Here is a 17,525-nt window from a genome sequence, read left to right as displayed (position 1 = left end):
GCCTGACAAAGATAGAGCGTTGTGCTTAGCGGCTTGGCTGCGTCACTTACGCTGCTTAGAGTCAGGCGCCAGGCTTTCAGCCAAGAGCAAGGTTCCTCTTTCATGCCCTATTATTGGCGCCTTTCCGGCTTCTACTTTTTTTACTTCGGTCTGCTTGGCACGCTGGTGCCGTACTGGTCTCTGTACCTGAAAGACCTGGGCTTCAGTGCGGTCGCCATCGGCGCTCTGATGGCCATTCCCCAGCTCACCAAAATCGGCGCTCCGAATCTGTGGGGCTGGCTTGCTGATCGTAGCGGTCAGCGTTTGCGCATTATTCGTGCCGGCAATCTGCTGGCGGCCATCGTATTCCTGCCCGTGTTCTGGGTGGATACGTTTTGGTCCATGGCCGCGCTGCTGGTGTCTTTCAGCTTCTTCTGGAACGCGGTATTGGCACAGTTCGAAGTGCTCACACTGCAATCTCTGGGTCGCCAGTCACACCGCTACAGCCATGTGCGGTTGTGGGGGTCGGTGGGCTTTATTGTGGCGGTGTTGGTGCTCGGCGAAGTTCTCGACCGGGTGGGCACGGGGGTGCTGCCCTGGGTGCTCAGCGGCCTGTTGTGGCTACTCTGGCTGGGAACGCTGACCCTGCCCGCGGGCAATGCACCGCGAGCGCAAGCTGGGGGGCAGGGGGCATCGGTATGGCAGATTCTGTGTCGCCCGGCGGTAAGTCTGTTTCTGGTGGCGGCTTTCCTGATGCAGCTGTCCCACGGGCCGTACTACACCTTTTACAGTATCTATCTGGAAGCTCTGGGCTTCAGTAAGTTCATTGTCGGTTTGTTGTGGTCCCTGGGCGTCGTGGCGGAAGTCGGGTTGTTCCTGATCATGCATCGCCTGCTGGCACGCTTTCATATTCCCTGGCTTCTGGTGGCCAGCTTGCTGCTGGCATCGCTGCGCTGGCTGATGATTGGCGTCGCTGGCGATTCCCTGTGGCTGTTGGCGCTGGCTCAGCTGCTGCATGCGGCCAGTTTTGGCAGCTTCCATGCCGCCAGTATTGCCTGGGTGCACCGTCAGTTTGGGGAAGCACTGGCGGGTCAGGGGCAGGCGCTGTACTCCAGTCTGGGCTTTGGGGCTGGTTGGGCGGCCGGAGCGGGCTTGTCGGGGTTGTTGTGGGAGCAATGGGGCGTGTTGCTGTTTTTCGTGGCATCGCTGGTGGCGGCGGTAGCGGCTTCGCTTTTGATTGTCGGTGGTGCTACCCGGTCGCCCCGGTAGCGGCTGGGGGCAGCCGCTAGCCTTTTGTTTAGATAATCTGGCTGCGCAGGGCACGCAGGAAGGCTTTTGCCGCGTTGGACTGGCTGCGGGCCGGGTGCGTGACGACACCCAGCTGGCGCTGGGGCAATGGCGCGTCCACAGGCAGCTGTACCATTCCCCGATCCACCATGGTGGCGGGCAATACGCTCCAGCCCAGACCGATGGACACCATCATGTGGATGGTTTCCAGATAGTTGGTGGACATGGCGATATCCAGCTTCAGGTTGTGCTCATCGAACAGCCGCTCCACGATGCCGCGGGTAAAGGTGACCGGTGATGGCAGGATAGCGCTGTGATCGGTGAAGGCTTCCAGGGTCAGGTTTTCCTGCTTTGCCAGCGGGTGTTCCGGTGCGCACATGAACACCAGCGGGTCGTTCCAGATGACTTCGCTGTGCAAACGCTCATCCGGCTGCGGGGGCAGGGTGACCACCCCCATTTCCAGTTCCCCGTGCAGAACACCTTCCCAGGCTTCCTCGGAATCAATGAAATGAATGTCGAGCTTCACCAGGGGGTAATCCCGGGAAAACTGGCGCAGAACCGGTGGCAATCTGTGCAGTCCAATATGGTGGCTGGTGCCGATTCGCAATTTACCGCCCACTTCCCCTGATAAATCGTGAATGGCGCGGGCCATGTCTTCCACGTCCATCAGTACCTGGCGTGCACGCGGCAGCAGTGAGCGGCCGGCTTCAGTTAGCTGGATCTGGCGGCCTACACGGTCAAACAGGCGGGCTTCAAGCTGTTGTTCCAGCAGGGCAATCCGTTTGCTGATGGCAGGCTGAGTGATGTACAGGCGCTCAGCCGCGGCAGAAAATGAGCCGGTTTCGGCAACGGCCATAAAGGCGGTTAGCGTTGGGGTATCGATCATTCCCGGGGCATCCACAGTGTCGGTACGGAGGATAATAATTGGTTATCTTAAAAATGAAAAATATGAATTGGATTTATTGATGGCGTAGTTCTACATTAATTACCAGTGATAAACCAGCCATAGTTGTGACAATACGCTGCGGCACTACGCTACGGTTCAGGAGAAAGGCATGGCAGGCAAGACCCTCTATGACAAATTGTGGGAAGCCCACCTCGTTACCCAGCGCGAAGATGGCTCGGCGCTGATCTATATTGATCGCCAGATCATCCATGAGGTGACCTCGCCCCAGGCGTTTGAAGGCCTGCGTCTGGCGGGCCGTCAGCCGTGGCGGACCAGTGCCAGTGTGGCCACCATTGATCACAACGTGCCGACCACGCCGTTCAAGAGTGCCGCCGACATCGCCGATGACACCTCGCGGATTCAGGTGCAGACCCTGCAAGACAATACCCGTGAATTCGGGATCACCGAATTCGGGATTGGCGATGTGCGCCAGGGCATTGTGCATGTGATGGCGCCGGAACAGGGTGCTGTGGTGCCCGGCATGACCGTCGTCTGTGGGGACTCCCACACCTCCACCAACGGTGCCTTGGCCTGCCTGGCCCACGGTATTGGTACCAGTGAGGTAGAGCATGTATTGGCGACCCAGACGCTGGTGGCCAAGAAAATGAACAATATGCGCGTCTCTGTTGAGGGTGAGCTTGGCCCCGGCGTCACCGCGAAAGACGTGGTGCTGCATATCATCGGCGTGATTGGCACCGCTGGCGGTACCGGGTATGCGCTTGAATTTGCTGGCAGTGCCATGCGCAGCTTGAGCATGGAAGGGCGCATGACAGTCTGCAACATGGCCATCGAAGCCGGCGCCCGTGCGGGCATGGTGGCAGTGGATGATGTGACCATCGATTATGTGAAAGGCCGCCCGTTTGCCCCCAAGGGCGCGGATTGGGACAAGGCAGAAGCTTACTGGCGTACGCTGGTCTCTGATGCCGATGCCCGCTTCGATGAAGAGGTCAACATTGATGCGGCGGACATCAAGCCTCAGGTGTCCTGGGGGACCAGCCCGGAAATGGTGGTGCCGGTGGATGCCAATCTGCCGGACCCGGCGGCGGAAAGCGATGAAGTCAAACGTTCTGGCATGACCCGCGCTTATGAATACATGGGCCTGACACCGGGAATGCCGGTGACGGATATCAAGGTGGACCGTGTCTTTATCGGCTCCTGCACCAACTCGCGCATCGAAGACTTGCGGGCGGCGGCGGAAGTGGCCAAGGGCCGCCAGAAGGCCGGTAGCGTCAAGCAGGTGTTGGTGGTGCCGGGCTCTGGCCTGGTCAAGCAGCAGGCGGAGAAAGAAGGCCTGGACAAGGTCTTTGTGGCGGCAGGCTTTGAATGGCGTGAACCGGGTTGTTCCATGTGTCTGGCCATGAACCCGGACCGGCTGGAAGCCGGCGAGCACTGCGCTTCCACCTCGAACCGTAACTTCGAGGGGCGCCAGGGTAATGGCGGCCGTACGCATCTGGTGAGCCCGGCCATGGCAGCAGCAGCGGCGGTGGCAGGCCATTTCGTTGATATTCGCGAACTCGATCAGGCATAAGGAGCAACACCATGGAAAAGTTTGTGCGTCATGATGGTCTGGTTGCCCCGCTTGATCGTGCCAATGTGGACACCGACCAGATCATCCCGAAGCAGTTTCTCAAGTCCATCAAACGGACCGGTTTCGGGCCCAATTTGTTTGACGAATGGCGTTATCTGGACGAAGGCTTTCCGGGCCAGGACAACAGCTCCCGCCCGCTGAATAAAGACTTTGTGCTGAATTTGCCCGCCTATCAGGGAGCCAGTGTTCTGATCACCCGGCGCAACTTCGGTTGTGGCTCCAGCCGTGAGCATGCGCCCTGGGCGTTGATGGATTTCGGCTTCAAGGCGATCATCGCCCCGAGCTTTGCCGATATCTTCTACAACAACTGTTTCAAGAACGGGTTATTGCCCATTGTGTTGTCGGAAGATAACGTGGAAGCCCTGTTTCAGGCTGTTCATGGCAAGGAAGGCTACCGGATCACTATTGATCTGGAGGGCCAGCAGGTGATTCCCGAAACCGGGGCGCCGCTGCCTTTCGAGATTGATGAGTTCCGCAAGCACTGCCTGCTGAATGGTCTGGACGAAATTGGCCTGACCCTGAATGAAGCGGAAGCGATTCGTGCCTATGAAAAAGGTCGCATGGAACGCGAGCCCTGGGTTTTTGCCGACCATTAAAAGAATAACCAAGGAGGTTGTATGTTGCGTTTACTTTCGCTGTCGCTGGTTTCGGTATTGATGCTGTCTGGCTGTGCATCCACGGGCATGTACGACGCCCCCACCGGGGAGCAGGCGGCCACGCTGAGTGTGGATAACCAGCTGTCGGCCCCGACAGCGCAGGGCGAAGACGCTGGCTGGCAGATGCCTACCAGTAGCGAAGCCAAGGCATCCCTGTTCAAGGTGGATGGCGAGCGCATTACTGAGCAAGCGGGCGCGCAGAGTGTGCAGATTGAAGCCGGTAAGCACTCGGTGGAAGTGTTTGCCGACCAGGCGGGCATTCTTCGTTTCGGCAAGTTCCGCCACAACTTCGCGCAAGGTGGCATCTATCAGGTTCGCATCAGTGCCGCTGAGGGCAAGAAAGATTACACCCTGGAGCTGGTAAAGGCGTCCGCGCCGGATGATGTTCTGGTAACCAAAGACTTTTAATAGCCCGCAAGGGCGGTAGTAGACAGGAAGCAGTAATGAGCAAGGTGTTGGTGTTGCCCGGTGACGGTATTGGCCCGGAGATCGTGAAAGAAGCGGTCAAGGTGCTGAACGTGGCCAAGCAGAAGTTCGGGCTCGAAGTGGAGCTGGATGAGGCCCTGGTTGGGGGCGCAGCGGTGGATGCGGAAAATGACCCGCTTCCGGAAGGTACGCTGGAAAAAGCCCGTGCCGCCGACGCCATTTTGTTCGGCTCCATTGGCGGTCCGAAATGGGACACCATCGAACGTGACAAGCGCCCCGAGCGTGGCCTGTTGCGTTTGCGCTCGTCGCTGGGTCTGTTTGCCAACCTGCGCCCGGCGATTCTGTTTCCGCAATTGGCGGATGCATCCAGCCTGAAGCCGGAAGTGGTGTCCGGGCTGGATATCCTGATTGTGCGCGAGCTGACCGGTGGCATCTATTTCGGTCAGCCTCGCGGTATCAAGGAAGAAAACGGCGAGCGTGTAGGCTTCAACACCTATGTCTATACCGAGTCGGAAATGCGCCGGATCGCGAAAGTGGCCTTTGAATTGGCCATGAAACGCGACAAGCGCGTGTTGTCGGTGGACAAGGCCAACGTGCTGGAAGTCACCGAGCTCTGGAAAGAAGTGGTCACCGAGGAGGCAAAGGCCTATCCGGAGATCGAGTTGTCACACATGTATGTGGACAACGCGGCCATGCAACTGGTGCGTGCGCCGAAACAGTTTGATGTGATTGTCACCGGCAATTTGTTTGGTGACATTCTCTCCGATGAAGCCGCCATGCTCACCGGCTCCATCGGAATGTTGCCCTCCGCGTCACTGGATGAAAACCGCAAGGGCTTGTACGAACCCTGCCACGGCTCGGCACCGGATATTGCTGGCCAGGGCATCGCCAACCCGCTGGCGACCATTATGTCGCTGGCCATGCTGATGCGTTACAGCCTGGAGCGTGGTGATGTGGCTGATGCCATTGAAGCCGCTGTAGAGCGTGTTCTTGATCAGGGGCTTCGTACTGCGGATATCTACACCGAGGGCACTCGCAAAGTGGGCACCGAAGAAATGGGCAGCGCCGTTGCCGATGCTTTGTCACAAGCATGACTGAGGCATGACGCACAGGCGCAACACGCGCATTGATTCACTGATAGAAAGGGCAACCCTTTCAGGAGACAGTTTCTAATGAAGAAAGTCGGTTTTGTCGGCTGGCGTGGCATGGTGGGTTCCGTACTGATGGAGCGCATGACTGCCGAAAATGATTTTGCAGATATCGAACCGGTCTTTTTCTCGACCTCCCAGGTTGGACAGGCTGGCCCGGACGTGGGCAAGGATATTCCGGCCCTGGGCGATGCCAAGAATATTGATGAACTGAAAGCGCTGGATGTGATCGTGACCTGTCAGGGTGGCGATTACACCAGCGAGGTCTACCCCAAGCTGCGCGAAGCGGGCTGGGATGGCTACTGGATTGATGCAGCATCCACGCTGCGTATGCAGGACAACAGCGTAATCGTGCTGGACCCGGTGAACCGTTCCGTGGTGGATTCTGCCCTGGACAGTGGCACCAAGGACTTTGTGGGTGGTAACTGCACGGTAAGCCTGATGCTGATGGCGTTGGGTGGATTGTTCAATGAAGGGCTGGTGGAGTGGGCGAGCGCCCAGACCTACCAGGCCGCGTCCGGCTCTGGTGCACAGAACATGCGTGAGCTGATTGCCCAGATGGGTAAGATTCACGGCGATGTTTCCGACAAATTGGCCGACCCGGCCAGTGCCATTCTGGATATCGATCGCCAGGTGGCGGCAAGCATGCGCAGCGATGCCATGCCCCGTGAGCACTTCGGCTTCCCGCTGGCCGGTTCCCTGTTGCCCTGGATCGACAAGGAAATGGAGAACGGTCAGAGCAAGGAAGAGTGGAAAGCCCAGGCAGAGACCAACAAGATTCTCGGCCGCAGCGGCAACCCGATTGCCCTGGATGGCACCTGTGTCCGTATTGGTGCCATGCGTTGCCATGCCCAGGCGTTGACCGTGAAGCTCAACCGTGATGTGCCCATGGACGAAGTGAACGACATCATTGCCAAGTCCAACGACTGGGTGAAAGTGGTGCCGAACACCAAGGAAGACACGCTGCGGGATCTCACGCCCACTGCCGTGACCGGTACTCTGGGGATTCCTGTGGGCCGTCTGCGCAAGCTGAACATGGGCGGCGAGTTCCTCAATGCCTTTACCGTGGGTGACCAGCTACTGTGGGGTGCGGCTGAACCGCTGCGCCGTATGCTGCGAATTCTTCTCGAGCGCTAAGCGCCAAATAGAGGTAAGTGATGGATCGGTCTATCAATCTGGCCATCGTCGGTGCAACCGGCCTGGTCGGAGAGGCCATCATCAAACTGCTCGCTGATCGGAAATTTCCGGTCGGCGAGCTTTTTGTTTTGGCTTCCGAAAATGGGGCCGGCAGCAAGATCGCGTTTGCCGGCAAAACCCTGACAGTGCGCACCGCCGAGGATTTCGATTTCTCCCAGGTGGAAGTGGCGTTGTTTGCGGCGGGAGCGTCGGTGAGCCAGGCCCTGGCACCGGCTGCGGCAGAGTCCGGCGCGGTGGTGGTGGATCTGTCGCCGGCCTACCGTTATGAGACGGACATTCCGTTGGTCGTCGCCGATGTGAACGACGAGATGCTGGCCCATGCCCGGGAGCAAAACCTGGTGGCCTGCGCTGATGCGTCCACGGTTCAGTTGCTGCGCGCCTTGAAACCGCTGACCGAACTGGGGCCCCTGCAGGACGTGGTGGTTACCCAGTTTCAGGCGGCATCCGCCACCGGCAAGGCCGGCGTGGATCAGCTGGCCCAGCAAAGCGTGCGTCTGCTCAATGGCCTGTCTCCCAGTGAAGCGGCTCAGGCGCAAATCGCCTTCAATGTGTTGCCGGTGAGTGGTCAGATTCAGGAAAACGGCTTCACCAGCGAAGAGCTTAAGTTGATGCTGGAAACCCGCCGTATTCTGGCGGATCAGCCCCTGTCCATCCAGGTCACCACGGTGCGTGTGCCGGTTTTTTATGGATATGGGCAGAGTGTCACCGTACGTAGCATGCAGGGGTTGTCGGCAGCGCAATGCCATGCCTTGTGGGATGACGGTGGCGATATGTCGGTGCAGGACAGTGATGATCCGCAAGCCATGTCCCCTGTGGCCATGGTGGAAGGTGAGCCTGTAATGCGACTTTCCCGGGTCCGTGAAGAGATGGAAGCGGGCGGGGCGTTGAGCTATTTTAGCGTTGCCGATAATGTCCGTTGGGGGGCTGCATTGAACGCGGTGAAAATAGTCGAGAAGTTGCTAAAAGACTATCTGTAATGGATACTTACTGACATTATGTGACGCGGTTTCTAGGTTTTGTCTCTGGCCTGAGGCAGAATGTGTGAACGGCGTCATATAGGACAGCTTGCCGCCACGGGTACATCCGTAAGGCCCGCGGGATCGGGCTGAGCGCGGGAAACATAATAAATAAAGGGTTCGACCATGCTTCGAAAACTTGGGTTTGGCTTAACAGCTGTGGCGATGATGGCGCCTGGCGTAGCGGCAGCATTGGGGGTAGGGGAATACCAGCTTAATTCCTATTTGAACCAGCCCCTGGATATGGATGTCTCTCTGCACGAGGTCGGTGACCTGTCTGCAGAAGAAATTCTGGTGAATCTGGCGCCCCAGTCAGAATTCGATGCTGCTGGCGTTGATCGCAGCTATTTCCTCAATCGTCTGGCATTTTCTGTAGAGCTTCAGGAGGGTGACAAAGCCCAACTGCATATTTCTACGGACCAGCCGGTGCGTGAGCCTTACCTGAACTTCCTGGTTGAATTCCTGTGGCCCACAGGCCGATTGATGCGCGAATACACGGTATTGCTGGACCCGCCCAGCTTTGCCGATAGCGCCGTGACCGCTGCGCCGACCATCAGTCGTGTCCCTCAGCCGGTGACGCGCAGCGAACCGACCCCTGCGCCGGCACCCGCGCCTGCGCCAACGCCAACCTCCCAGCCTGACAGTACCCCTGAGCCCGCCATCGAATCGGAACCTCAGCAGGTCCAGTCTGCCCCGGCCGTGGCCGATAGCGGTCCCCGCAGCCGTTATACCGTACGTTCCAGCGATACCATGTGGCAGATTGCCCTGAACAATCGCCCCTCAAACAGTGTATCGGTGCAACAGATGCTGGTGGCGATTCAGGAAATGAATCCGGATGCCTTCATCAACAACAACGTGAACCTGGTGCGTGAGGGCACGGTTCTGCGTATTCCTAACGAGCAGGAAGTGCGCAACATCTCTACCCGTTCCGCCATTGTGGAAGTGGCAGACCAGAACCGCCAATGGCGTGACATGCTGGAAAAGCGTGGCATCCAAACCCCGCAGCGGGCCCAGATTGATGGTTCCCGCCAAGTGGCTGACAGCGATGATGAGCCTGAGGCTCCAACCCGTGGTGAAGTGAAACTGGTGGCTCCGGAATCCACTGCCGGTGTGGATGATGGCGACAGCACTGGTTCTGACGAGCAAGGTAGCGCGAATACGGCGGTGCTTGAGAACGAACTGGCGATTCGCGATGAGAGCCTGGATCGTCTGGACCGTGAAAATTCCGAACTGAAATCCCGGCTGAGCGATCTGGAAGCGCAGAACTCCACCAGCGAAGAGCTGCTGCAGCTGCGTAATGACCAGATTACCCAGCTGCAGGAAGAGCTGCGTCAATTGCGCGAAGAGCAGGGCGTGGCCTCCCCGGACAATGATCCGTTGATGGAAGAGCCCGCTGAGCCTGAGCTCTCTGCGGACGCTGACGATGCGGCGGGTGATGATGAAGCGAAAGAGTCTATTGCCGCTGCTGATGGGATTCAGGAAGACGATACGCAGGCCGCAGGCGATGACGTTGCTGTTCTGGAAAGCTCCGACGAAGAAGCAGCGGAGCAGGGTGGTGTAACCGATGCCGGTGACGCAGAAGGTTCACAGAGTGCTGCTGACAGTGCCGGTGACAAAGAGGTTGCGGCGGACAGCGCGGTTAAACCGGTAGAGCCGGTGTCCAAGCCTGAGCCAGTGGCGCCTGCCCAGCCGCCGGTTGCCCAGAGTGGCGGCATTGTCGATCTGATCATGGAAAACCTGCTGTACATCGCGCTGGGTTTGCTGGCCATTTTGCTGCTGATTGCCCTGCTGCTGCGCGGCAAGAAGAAAGATGACAATGATGATCTGGATGGTCCGCTGTTTGATGATGTTGACGACCAGCAGGACGATGAATTTGGCCTGAACCTGGATGATGATAACGCACCGACCGTTGCTGCCGTTGATGATGACGCTGACGATGCGGCCCCGGTACAAGGGCAGGGCGGTAGCCAGGATCCGCTGGAAGATGTGGAAGTGTATGTGGCCTACGGCCGCTATCCGCAAGCGGTTGACTTCCTGCGCAACGAAATCAATAAATCACCAGAACGGGCAGACTTGAAAGTGCGTCTGCTGGAACTGCTGAAAGAAATGGGTGACGACGCGGCATTCCAGCAGCAGGCAACCACCTATGCCGGCACCGGTGCCGATGTGGATGCGGCCATTGCCCGTTTGGGCGGTGCGACAGCGCCGGCAGCGGCTCAGGATGATGACGAGCTGTCTCTGGATGATCTGGAGATGGGCCTGTCTTCTGATCTGGGGAACGAGTCAACCAGCGCGCCGACCATTGAGGCGGAAGCGCCGTCTCTGGAGCCGGAAAGCACGGACGAGTTGGCGGATTTCGATTTTGAGCTGAATTCTGCCGAGGCAGACAACGAAGACGCTACCGTCATGCTGAATGCGGACAGCGAAACATCGTCTTCTTCTGCTAATGCGCAGGATGATGATTTCAGCCTGGATTTCGACAGCGAAGATGACGCGGCAAAAGAACCGCAAATGTCTGACGCAGACAAGCAGTCAATGTCTGCTGATTCGCTGTTGGAACTGGATGATGTGGGCAGCGCGACTCTGGAAGATGACACCGAATTCGGTGATCTGAATCTGGATGAAATGAACGCAGAATTCGATGATCTGTCTGCCGAGCCGGCAGCAGACGAAGAGCTGGATCTGTCGCTGGATGATCTGGACCTGTCTGATGAAACAGGCAGCGCCCCGCAGTCCCTCGAAGATGACACCTTGTCAGATCTGGATATCGATCTGGAGCTGGACGAAGCCGAGAAGTCCCTGAGTGGAAGCACCCAGGCGGAAGAGTCACTTGACGATATCACCGCGCTGGATCTGGACGCACCGCAGGAAGATGCGACGCCGGTGGCTGACACACAGATCGACGCGGACGAAGTGGCCGCCGCAGATGATGGCTCCCTGGAAGACCTGCTGGGCGATGACGACCAGACCCTGTCTTTCGACGCCCCTGAAGCTGCCGACGCTGACGTCAGCGATGCGCAGCCGCAGGATGATGCTGTGTCCATCGAGCCGACTGTTGCGCCCGCCGCTCCGGTGGATGAGACGCCGGCTCCATCCAGCGCTGATGTGCTGGCTGATGAGGATGATTTCGACTTCCTGGGTGAAACAGACGAGAACGCGACCAAGCTGGATCTGGCCAAAGCCTATATCGACATGGGCGATAACGAAGGCGCCAAGGATATCCTCAACGAAGTGATTTCTGAGGGTAATGACCAGCAACAGTCCGAAGCCCGAGAGCTGCTCAGTCAGGTGGGTTAACCCCTCTCTCGCTAGGCAAAAAGGGGGCGATGCCTTATGGTATCGCCCCTTTTTTTGTTTTAGTCGAAAGTGAAAAGCGGTAACGCGAGGCGCGCTGGAATAGCGAAGGGAGTTCCTGGCCGGCTGAGGTTCAGGTCGCGTTCCTGCGTTGAACGTTCAACGCGTCACTCAACTCATCTCTGAGGGTTCCATGACACGTATTGCGCTGGGTATTGAGTACGATGGCACCGATTTTCGTGGCTGGCAGACGCAGCAACCAGGTGTACGCACGGTGCAGGAATGCCTGGAAGCGGCGTTATCCAAAGTGGCCAACCACCCAGTGGCCGTGGTCTGTGCGGGGCGAACGGATGCAGGTGTGCACGGTACTGGCCAGGTGGTCCATTTTGACTCGGAGGCCCCCCGTGAAATGAAGAGCTGGATCATGGGGGCCAATACCAATCTGCCGCGGGACGTGACCGTGCGGTGGGCAACGCCGGTGGATGATGCTTTTCATGCGCGCTTTTCCGCAGTGAGTCGCCGTTATCGTTATGTCATCTACAACCATGCCCGCCCGCCGGCCTTGTTTCGCAACCAGGTGACCTGGAATTATCGACCGCTGGATGTGGCCGCCATGCGTGAAGCGGCTGCGTATCTGGTTGGTGAGCATGACTTCACTGCCTACCGCAGTGTGCACTGCCAGGCGAAATCACCCTTGAAGACGATGCACAGTCTGGAGCTCTATGAGCACGGCAAAGTGCTCGTACTCGAAGCCCATGCTAACGCGTTCTTGATGCACATGGTGCGTAATATTGCCGGGGTGCTGATGAGCGTGGGAGCGGGCAAGAGGCCTGCTCACTGGGCCAGGGAGGTGCTGGAGGGCCGTGACCGGCGCAAAGGGGCCGCTACGGCACCGCCCTTTGGCTTGTACCTGGTAGACATCGAGTATCCAGACAGCTTTGCATTGCCGAAAGATCCCCTTGGCCCCCTGTGGTTACCGGATGACCTTCAGGCATAATGGTGTAAGTGCAATATGCCGCACGCTTCATGCAACACGCTACAACCCTTGATTTTTGTTACACTGGAGTACCCATGACCATACCCCGGGTCAAAATCTGCGGTATTACCCGAATTGAAGATGCCCAAGCGGCGGCGAAGGCCGGTGCCGATGCAATTGGTCTGGTTTTCTATGGGCCCAGCCCCCGCGTAGTGACTGCGGCCCGCGCGGCACAGATCTGCGCCAGCCTGCCCCCGTTTGTTACCACGGTGGCGCTGTTTGTGGATGCCCCCCGTGACCAGATCAACCGGGTGCTGGCCACCGTGCCGGTGGATGTAGTGCAGTTCCATGGCAATGAAGACCCGCAGTACTGTGATAGTTTCGGGCGCCCCTGGATCAAGGCGGTACGGATGAAGGACGACGTGGATTTGCATGAGTACGCGCAGGCGTACCGCAACGCGTCGGGGTTACTGGTGGATAGCTATGTGCCGGGGCTGCCAGGCGGCACCGGCGAAGTTTTCAACTGGAGCAGGGTTCCGAAAGACTTGCCCTTGCCCGTGGTGCTGGCTGGTGGCTTGCACCCGGAAAATGTGGCCGCGGCTGTGACACAGGTTCGGCCATGGGCGGTGGATGTGAGTGGTGGCGTTGAACAGAAGAATGTTCAGGGCTGCCGCAGTGGCGGCATCAAGGATGCCTCCGCCATTCGCGCCTTTATCAATAGTGTCAAAACACGAGGAGTAGCTGGTGTCTGAACGCCCTGATTTTTCTGCTTTTCCTGACGCGCGTGGCCACTTTGGCCAATTTGGTGGCAGCTTTGTTTCCGAAACCCTGATGGGGGCTTTGGACGAACTGACCGCCATGTATGCGCGTCTCAAGGACGATCCGCAGTTCCGCGCGGATTTCGACTACGACCTGGCCCATTATGTGGGTCGCCCGTCTCCGCTGTACCTGGCAGAGCGATGGTCCAAGCAGCTCGGTGGCGCAAAGATCTGGCTCAAACGTGAGGATCTCAACCACACCGGCGCGCACAAGGTGAATAATACCATCGGCCAGGCGCTGTTGGCCAAGCACATGGGCAAACCGCGGGTAATTGCGGAAACCGGGGCTGGCCAGCACGGTGTAGCTACTGCCACTGTCGCGGCTCGCCTGGGTCTGACATGTCAGGTCTACATGGGGGCTGAAGACGTGGAGCGTCAGAAGCTCAACGTCTATCGCATGAAGCTGCTGGGTGCAGAAGTGATTCCGGTGACCTCCGGTTCGCGGACCCTTAAAGACGCCATGAACGAAGCCATGCGTGATTGGGTCACCAACGTGGATGACACCTTCTACATCATCGGTACGGTAGCCGGCCCGCATCCTTACCCGCAGTTGGTGCGTGATTTCCAGTGCATTATCGGCCGTGAAGCCCGCGAGCAAAGCCTGAAGCAAGCCGGTCAGCTTCCGGATGCACTGGTGGCCTGCGTGGGCGGTGGCTCCAACGCCATTGGTCTGTTCCACCCGTTCCTCAACGATGACGATGTGGCCATGTATGGCGTGGAAGCAGCCGGTGACGGGATCGAAACCGGCCGTCATGCTGCGCCGCTGAATGCGGGCCGCCCTGGCGTTCTGCACGGTAACCGCACCTACCTGATGGAAGATGACAACGGCCAGATTATCGAGACGCATTCTGTTTCGGCCGGTCTGGATTATCCCGGTGTGGGTCCCGAACATTCCTGGCTCAAGGACATTGGCCGGGTGAATTATGTGGCTGCAGACGACCAGGAAGCCCTCTCGGCATTCCGTGAGCTGACCCAGGTGGAAGGCATTATGCCGGCACTGGAATCGGCCCACGCACTGGCGTATGCCCGCAAATTGGCGCCCACCATGTCACCGGACCAGAACATTGTGGTGAACCTGTCTGGCCGGGGCGACAAGGATATTCTGACCGTAGCCGCCATTGACGGGATCGAATTCTGATTCGATGTCAGGCGGTTGGCTTATAGCGGCCGGTGTCGTGTGGTCAAGCACGACACCGGCCCGGAAAGCCCGCTGGGCTTTCCACTACCTGTTTTAAGGAGCAGAAATGCGTCGTATTGAAAGTTGTTTCCAGCGCCTGGACGGTCAGAACCGCAAGGCACTGATTCCTTTTGTGACGGCCGGTGATCCAGTCAAGGATGTGACGGTGCCGTTGATGCATGCCATGGTGGATGCTGGGGCGGATATCATTGAACTGGGCGTGCCGTTTTCCGACCCCATGGCCGATGGGCCAGTGATCCAGCTGGCCTGCGAGCGCGCACTGGCACACAACACCTCCACCCGGGATGTGCTGGCCATGGTCAAGGCATTCCGCGAAACCAACACGGACACGCCGGTGGTACTGATGGGCTACCTGAACCCGGTGGAAGTCATGGGGTACGAAGCCTTTGCCGAAGCCGCAGCGGATGCGGGTGTGGATGGCGTGCTGCTGGTGGATTTGCCACCGGAAGAGGCCCTGGAGGTGAAACCGGTAATGGATGCCCATGGCCTGGACATGATTTTCCTGGTGGCCCCCACCACCTCGGATGCCCGTATCAAGCTGATTGGTGAGGCCGGCTCTGGCTACCTGTATTACGTATCCCTGAAGGGCGTTACCGGCTCCGCCACCCTGAATGTGGATGAAGTGGCGAGTCGGGTTGAAACAATTCGCAACCTTGCTCAATTGCCCATTGGTGTCGGCTTTGGTATCAAAGACGCTGAATCTGCGCAGGCGGTGAGCCGGGTGGCCGATGGTGTAGTTGTCGGTAGTGCCCTGGTTAACCAGATCGCTGAAAACAAGGATACTCCGGACGCGATTAATGACGCGGTTGGCGGTATTCTCAGCGCTATGCGTAACGCCATGGATCAATAACGGGACCTCTGCATGAGCAATAGCAACTGGCTGGAAAAAATCCTTCCCGCCGTACGTCGCCCCCAGGAAAGCCGGCGCAACAATATTCCTGAAGGGTTGTGGCGAAAGTGTCCGCGTTGCGAAGGAGTGGTCTATCGGCCGGAACTGGACCGCAACATGGATGTGTGTCCCAAGTGCGATCACCATTTGCGCATTGATGCTCGCCGTCGTCTCAAGCTGTTTCTGGATGAAGGCGCGCAAACGGAAATTGGGGCTGAGCTGGCGCCGGTGGACCGGCTCAAGTTCAAGGACTCCAAGAAGTATAAAGACCGTCTGGTGGCTGCGCAGAAAGCCACTGAGGAAAAAGACGCTCTGGTGGTGTTGAAAGGGGCGTTGCACGGCGAGCCGCTGGTGGCCTGTGCTTTTGAATTCAATTTCATGGGCGGCTCCATGGGCTCCGTGGTCGGCGAGCGTTTTGTCCGCGCGGTGAACGTGTGCCTGGAACAGAAGCTGCCGTTGGTGTGTTTCGCCGCCAGTGGCGGGGCGCGTATGCAGGAAGCCCTGTTCTCGCTCATGCAGATGGCAAAAACCAGTGCCGCCCTGGAGAAGATGCGCCAGGCCGGTTTGCCGTTTATCTCCGTGCTGACGGACCCGGTTTATGGTGGCGTTTCTGCGTCACTGGCCATGCTGGGGGATGTCAATGTGGCAGAGCCCAATGCCCTGATCGGTTTTGCCGGCCCCCGCGTGATCGAGCAGACAGTCCGCCAGAAATTGCCGGAAGGTTTCCAGCGCAGTGAATTCCTGCTGGATCATGGCGCTATCGATATGATCGTGTCCCGACATGATATGCGTGACACCCTCCATCGTTTGTTGGCGAACATGATGGGCTGGTCGCCACTGGCACTGAATGACTGATACCTCTCTGCCTGATTCCTTGGCCGGGTGGCTGCGCCGCATCGAAGCCATGCACCCGGCCGAGATCGAACTGGGCCTGGATCGGCTCCACGGCGTTGCTGCCCGCCTGGCGGTGGCGCATTTTTCCGTTCCCGTGATTACTGTTGCTGGCACCAATGGCAAAGGTTCCACGCTACGTTTAATGGCGGCGCTAGCTGAGCGCCAGGGCCGCAAGGTCTGCCTGTATACCTCTCCGCACCTTCATGTGTTCAACGAGCGGGTCCGCTTGCCTGAAGTCCTGGCCAGCGATGTGCAGTTATGTGCGGCGTTTGCCCAGGTGGAGCAGGCGAGGGCAGGCGTGCCGCTCACCTATTTCGAATTTACCACGCTGGCCGCGCTCTGGTTGTTCAAAGCCAGCACTGCCGATCTGATCCTGCTGGAAGTCGGCCTGGGTGGGCGGCTGGATGCGGTCAATATTGTTGAACCCGACGTGTCTGTGGTGACGTCCGTAGGGCTTGATCACCAGGACTGGCTGGGCGATACCCGCGAGGCCATCGCTGCCGAGAAGTGCGGCATTGGCCGGGCGGACAAGCCGCTGGTGTTTGGTGAAATGGACTGGCCGGACAACCTTGTTTCGCTGGCCGCAACGCTGGGGTCGAGCCCGGTGTTTGCCGGCCGGGACTTTCATGTCCAGGGCGAGGCGTTGGTTCTGTCAGACAACCGACAGTTGCGTTTGCCCGCGCAGGTACGCCTGGGTGTAGACAACCTGGCCACGGCCTGTCAGGCGCTGGCTCTGGTAGGCATTGAGTGCGGCGATGCGGATGTGGTGGCGGTGGCTGAACTGGGCCTGTTTGGGCGTTGCGAGCAGCAGCACATCGGCGGGGTATCCTGTTGGTTTGATGTGGGCCACAATTTGCCGGCGGTACAGCGTTTTCTGCAGCAGCTTCCGGCCTGTGCCGGGACCCGGCATCTGGTGTTCGGTATGATGGCCGACAAACCCGTTGATGCAGTGATTGGGCTATTCGACGGCATGGCTACCCGGTGGTATCTGGCCGCACCGCAGATTCCCCGTGCGGCACCGACGGCAAGACTGCGAGAGGGGCTGCCTGACACCGCGCAGTACCAGGAATATGCCAGTGTGGCGGCGGCTACTCGCGCCGCGCTGGATGCGGCTGGTGGTGAGGATCAGGTGGTCGTCTTTGGTTCCTTTTATACCGTGGCAGAAGCTCGGGAGCAGGCGCAGTAACGGCGGCGCTAGTGAATGCTGAATGGA

15 protein-coding genes are annotated in these 17,525 nt (G+C 58.7%); 14 read left to right on the top strand and 1 reads right to left on the bottom strand.

The features are described from left to right. The first annotated feature begins 102 nt into the window (after nucleotides 1–102). On the top strand, nucleotides 103–1,248 hold the full coding sequence (locus ADG881_RS02730) for an MFS transporter (protein WP_007148429.1): 1,146 nt from the start codon (nucleotides 103–105) through the stop codon (nucleotides 1,246–1,248). A gap of 28 nt (nucleotides 1,249–1,276) precedes the next feature. On the opposite strand, the gene ADG881_RS02725 is transcribed toward ADG881_RS02730, so the two are convergent. Further along, nucleotides 1,277–2,152 (bottom strand): LysR family transcriptional regulator, encoded by an 876-nt coding sequence (locus ADG881_RS02725; RefSeq protein ID WP_007150235.1) that lies wholly within the window; start codon nucleotides 2,150–2,152, stop codon nucleotides 1,277–1,279. A 169-nt stretch (nucleotides 2,153–2,321) separates the two neighbouring features. On the opposite strand from ADG881_RS02725, the gene leuC reads away from it, so the two are divergent. From leuC to ADG881_RS02660, 13 genes are all read left to right on the top strand, one after another. Beyond that, complete coding sequence (leuC, locus tag ADG881_RS02720; RefSeq protein WP_007150369.1) at nucleotides 2,322–3,740, top strand: 3-isopropylmalate dehydratase large subunit; 1,419 nt, start codon at nucleotides 2,322–2,324, stop codon at nucleotides 3,738–3,740. An 11-nt stretch (nucleotides 3,741–3,751) separates the two neighbouring features. After that, complete coding sequence (gene leuD, locus ADG881_RS02715) at nucleotides 3,752–4,396, top strand: 3-isopropylmalate dehydratase small subunit (protein WP_007149422.1); 645 nt, start codon at nucleotides 3,752–3,754, stop codon at nucleotides 4,394–4,396. 21 nt (nucleotides 4,397–4,417) lie between these two features. Then, on the top strand, nucleotides 4,418–4,864 hold the full coding sequence (locus ADG881_RS02710) for a hypothetical protein (RefSeq protein WP_007148799.1): 447 nt from the start codon (nucleotides 4,418–4,420) through the stop codon (nucleotides 4,862–4,864). A 35-nt stretch (nucleotides 4,865–4,899) separates the two neighbouring features. Beyond that, a complete protein-coding gene (gene leuB / locus ADG881_RS02705; protein ID WP_007151605.1) occupies nucleotides 4,900–5,976 on the top strand; it encodes a 3-isopropylmalate dehydrogenase in 1,077 nt (358 codons plus the stop codon). Nucleotides 5,977–6,054: 78 nt separating this feature from the next. Continuing rightward, a complete protein-coding gene (gene asd, locus ADG881_RS02700; RefSeq protein ID WP_007150277.1) occupies nucleotides 6,055–7,167 on the top strand; it encodes an aspartate-semialdehyde dehydrogenase in 1,113 nt (370 codons plus the stop codon). 20 nt (nucleotides 7,168–7,187) lie between these two features. After that, the gene (locus ADG881_RS02695) at nucleotides 7,188–8,204 is read left to right on the top strand and encodes an aspartate-semialdehyde dehydrogenase (protein ID WP_007150115.1); all 1,017 of its coding nucleotides are present in this window, start codon (nucleotides 7,188–7,190) and stop codon (nucleotides 8,202–8,204) included. A 165-nt stretch (nucleotides 8,205–8,369) separates the two neighbouring features. Further along, nucleotides 8,370–11,540: a FimV/HubP family polar landmark protein gene (locus tag ADG881_RS02690; RefSeq protein WP_039925999.1), complete on the top strand. Its 3,171-nt coding sequence runs from the start codon at nucleotides 8,370–8,372 to the stop codon at nucleotides 11,538–11,540. Nucleotides 11,541–11,730: 190 nt separating this feature from the next. Beyond that, nucleotides 11,731–12,534: a tRNA pseudouridine(38-40) synthase TruA gene (gene truA, locus ADG881_RS02685; protein WP_007150847.1), complete on the top strand. Its 804-nt coding sequence runs from the start codon at nucleotides 11,731–11,733 to the stop codon at nucleotides 12,532–12,534. 74 nt (nucleotides 12,535–12,608) lie between these two features. Next, on the top strand, nucleotides 12,609–13,265 hold the full coding sequence (locus tag ADG881_RS02680) for a phosphoribosylanthranilate isomerase (protein WP_007150744.1): 657 nt from the start codon (nucleotides 12,609–12,611) through the stop codon (nucleotides 13,263–13,265). Then, on the top strand, nucleotides 13,258–14,469 hold the full coding sequence (gene trpB / locus ADG881_RS02675) for a tryptophan synthase subunit beta (RefSeq protein ID WP_007148923.1): 1,212 nt from the start codon (nucleotides 13,258–13,260) through the stop codon (nucleotides 14,467–14,469). Before ADG881_RS02680 ends, trpB begins: the two co-directional genes overlap by 8 nt. Nucleotides 14,470–14,575: 106 nt before the next feature. Then, on the top strand, nucleotides 14,576–15,379 hold the full coding sequence (trpA, locus tag ADG881_RS02670) for a tryptophan synthase subunit alpha (protein WP_007149825.1): 804 nt from the start codon (nucleotides 14,576–14,578) through the stop codon (nucleotides 15,377–15,379). 12 nt (nucleotides 15,380–15,391) lie between these two features. Beyond that, a complete protein-coding gene (gene accD, locus ADG881_RS02665) occupies nucleotides 15,392–16,273 on the top strand; it encodes an acetyl-CoA carboxylase, carboxyltransferase subunit beta (protein ID WP_007150713.1) in 882 nt (293 codons plus the stop codon). Then, nucleotides 16,266–17,498 (top strand): folylpolyglutamate synthase/dihydrofolate synthase family protein, encoded by a 1,233-nt coding sequence (locus ADG881_RS02660; RefSeq protein WP_007151298.1) that lies wholly within the window; start codon nucleotides 16,266–16,268, stop codon nucleotides 17,496–17,498. Before accD ends, ADG881_RS02660 begins: the two co-directional genes overlap by 8 nt. The last annotated feature ends 27 nt before the right edge of the window (nucleotides 17,499–17,525 follow it).

It is taken from the genome of Alcanivorax sp. DG881, assembly GCF_000155615.1.
In the GTDB taxonomy this organism is placed as follows: Bacteria; Pseudomonadota; Gammaproteobacteria; order Pseudomonadales; family Alcanivoracaceae; genus Alcanivorax.
The sequence above is the reverse complement of the archived record's forward strand: the minus strand, read 5'-3'. Positions and strand labels throughout refer to the sequence as shown.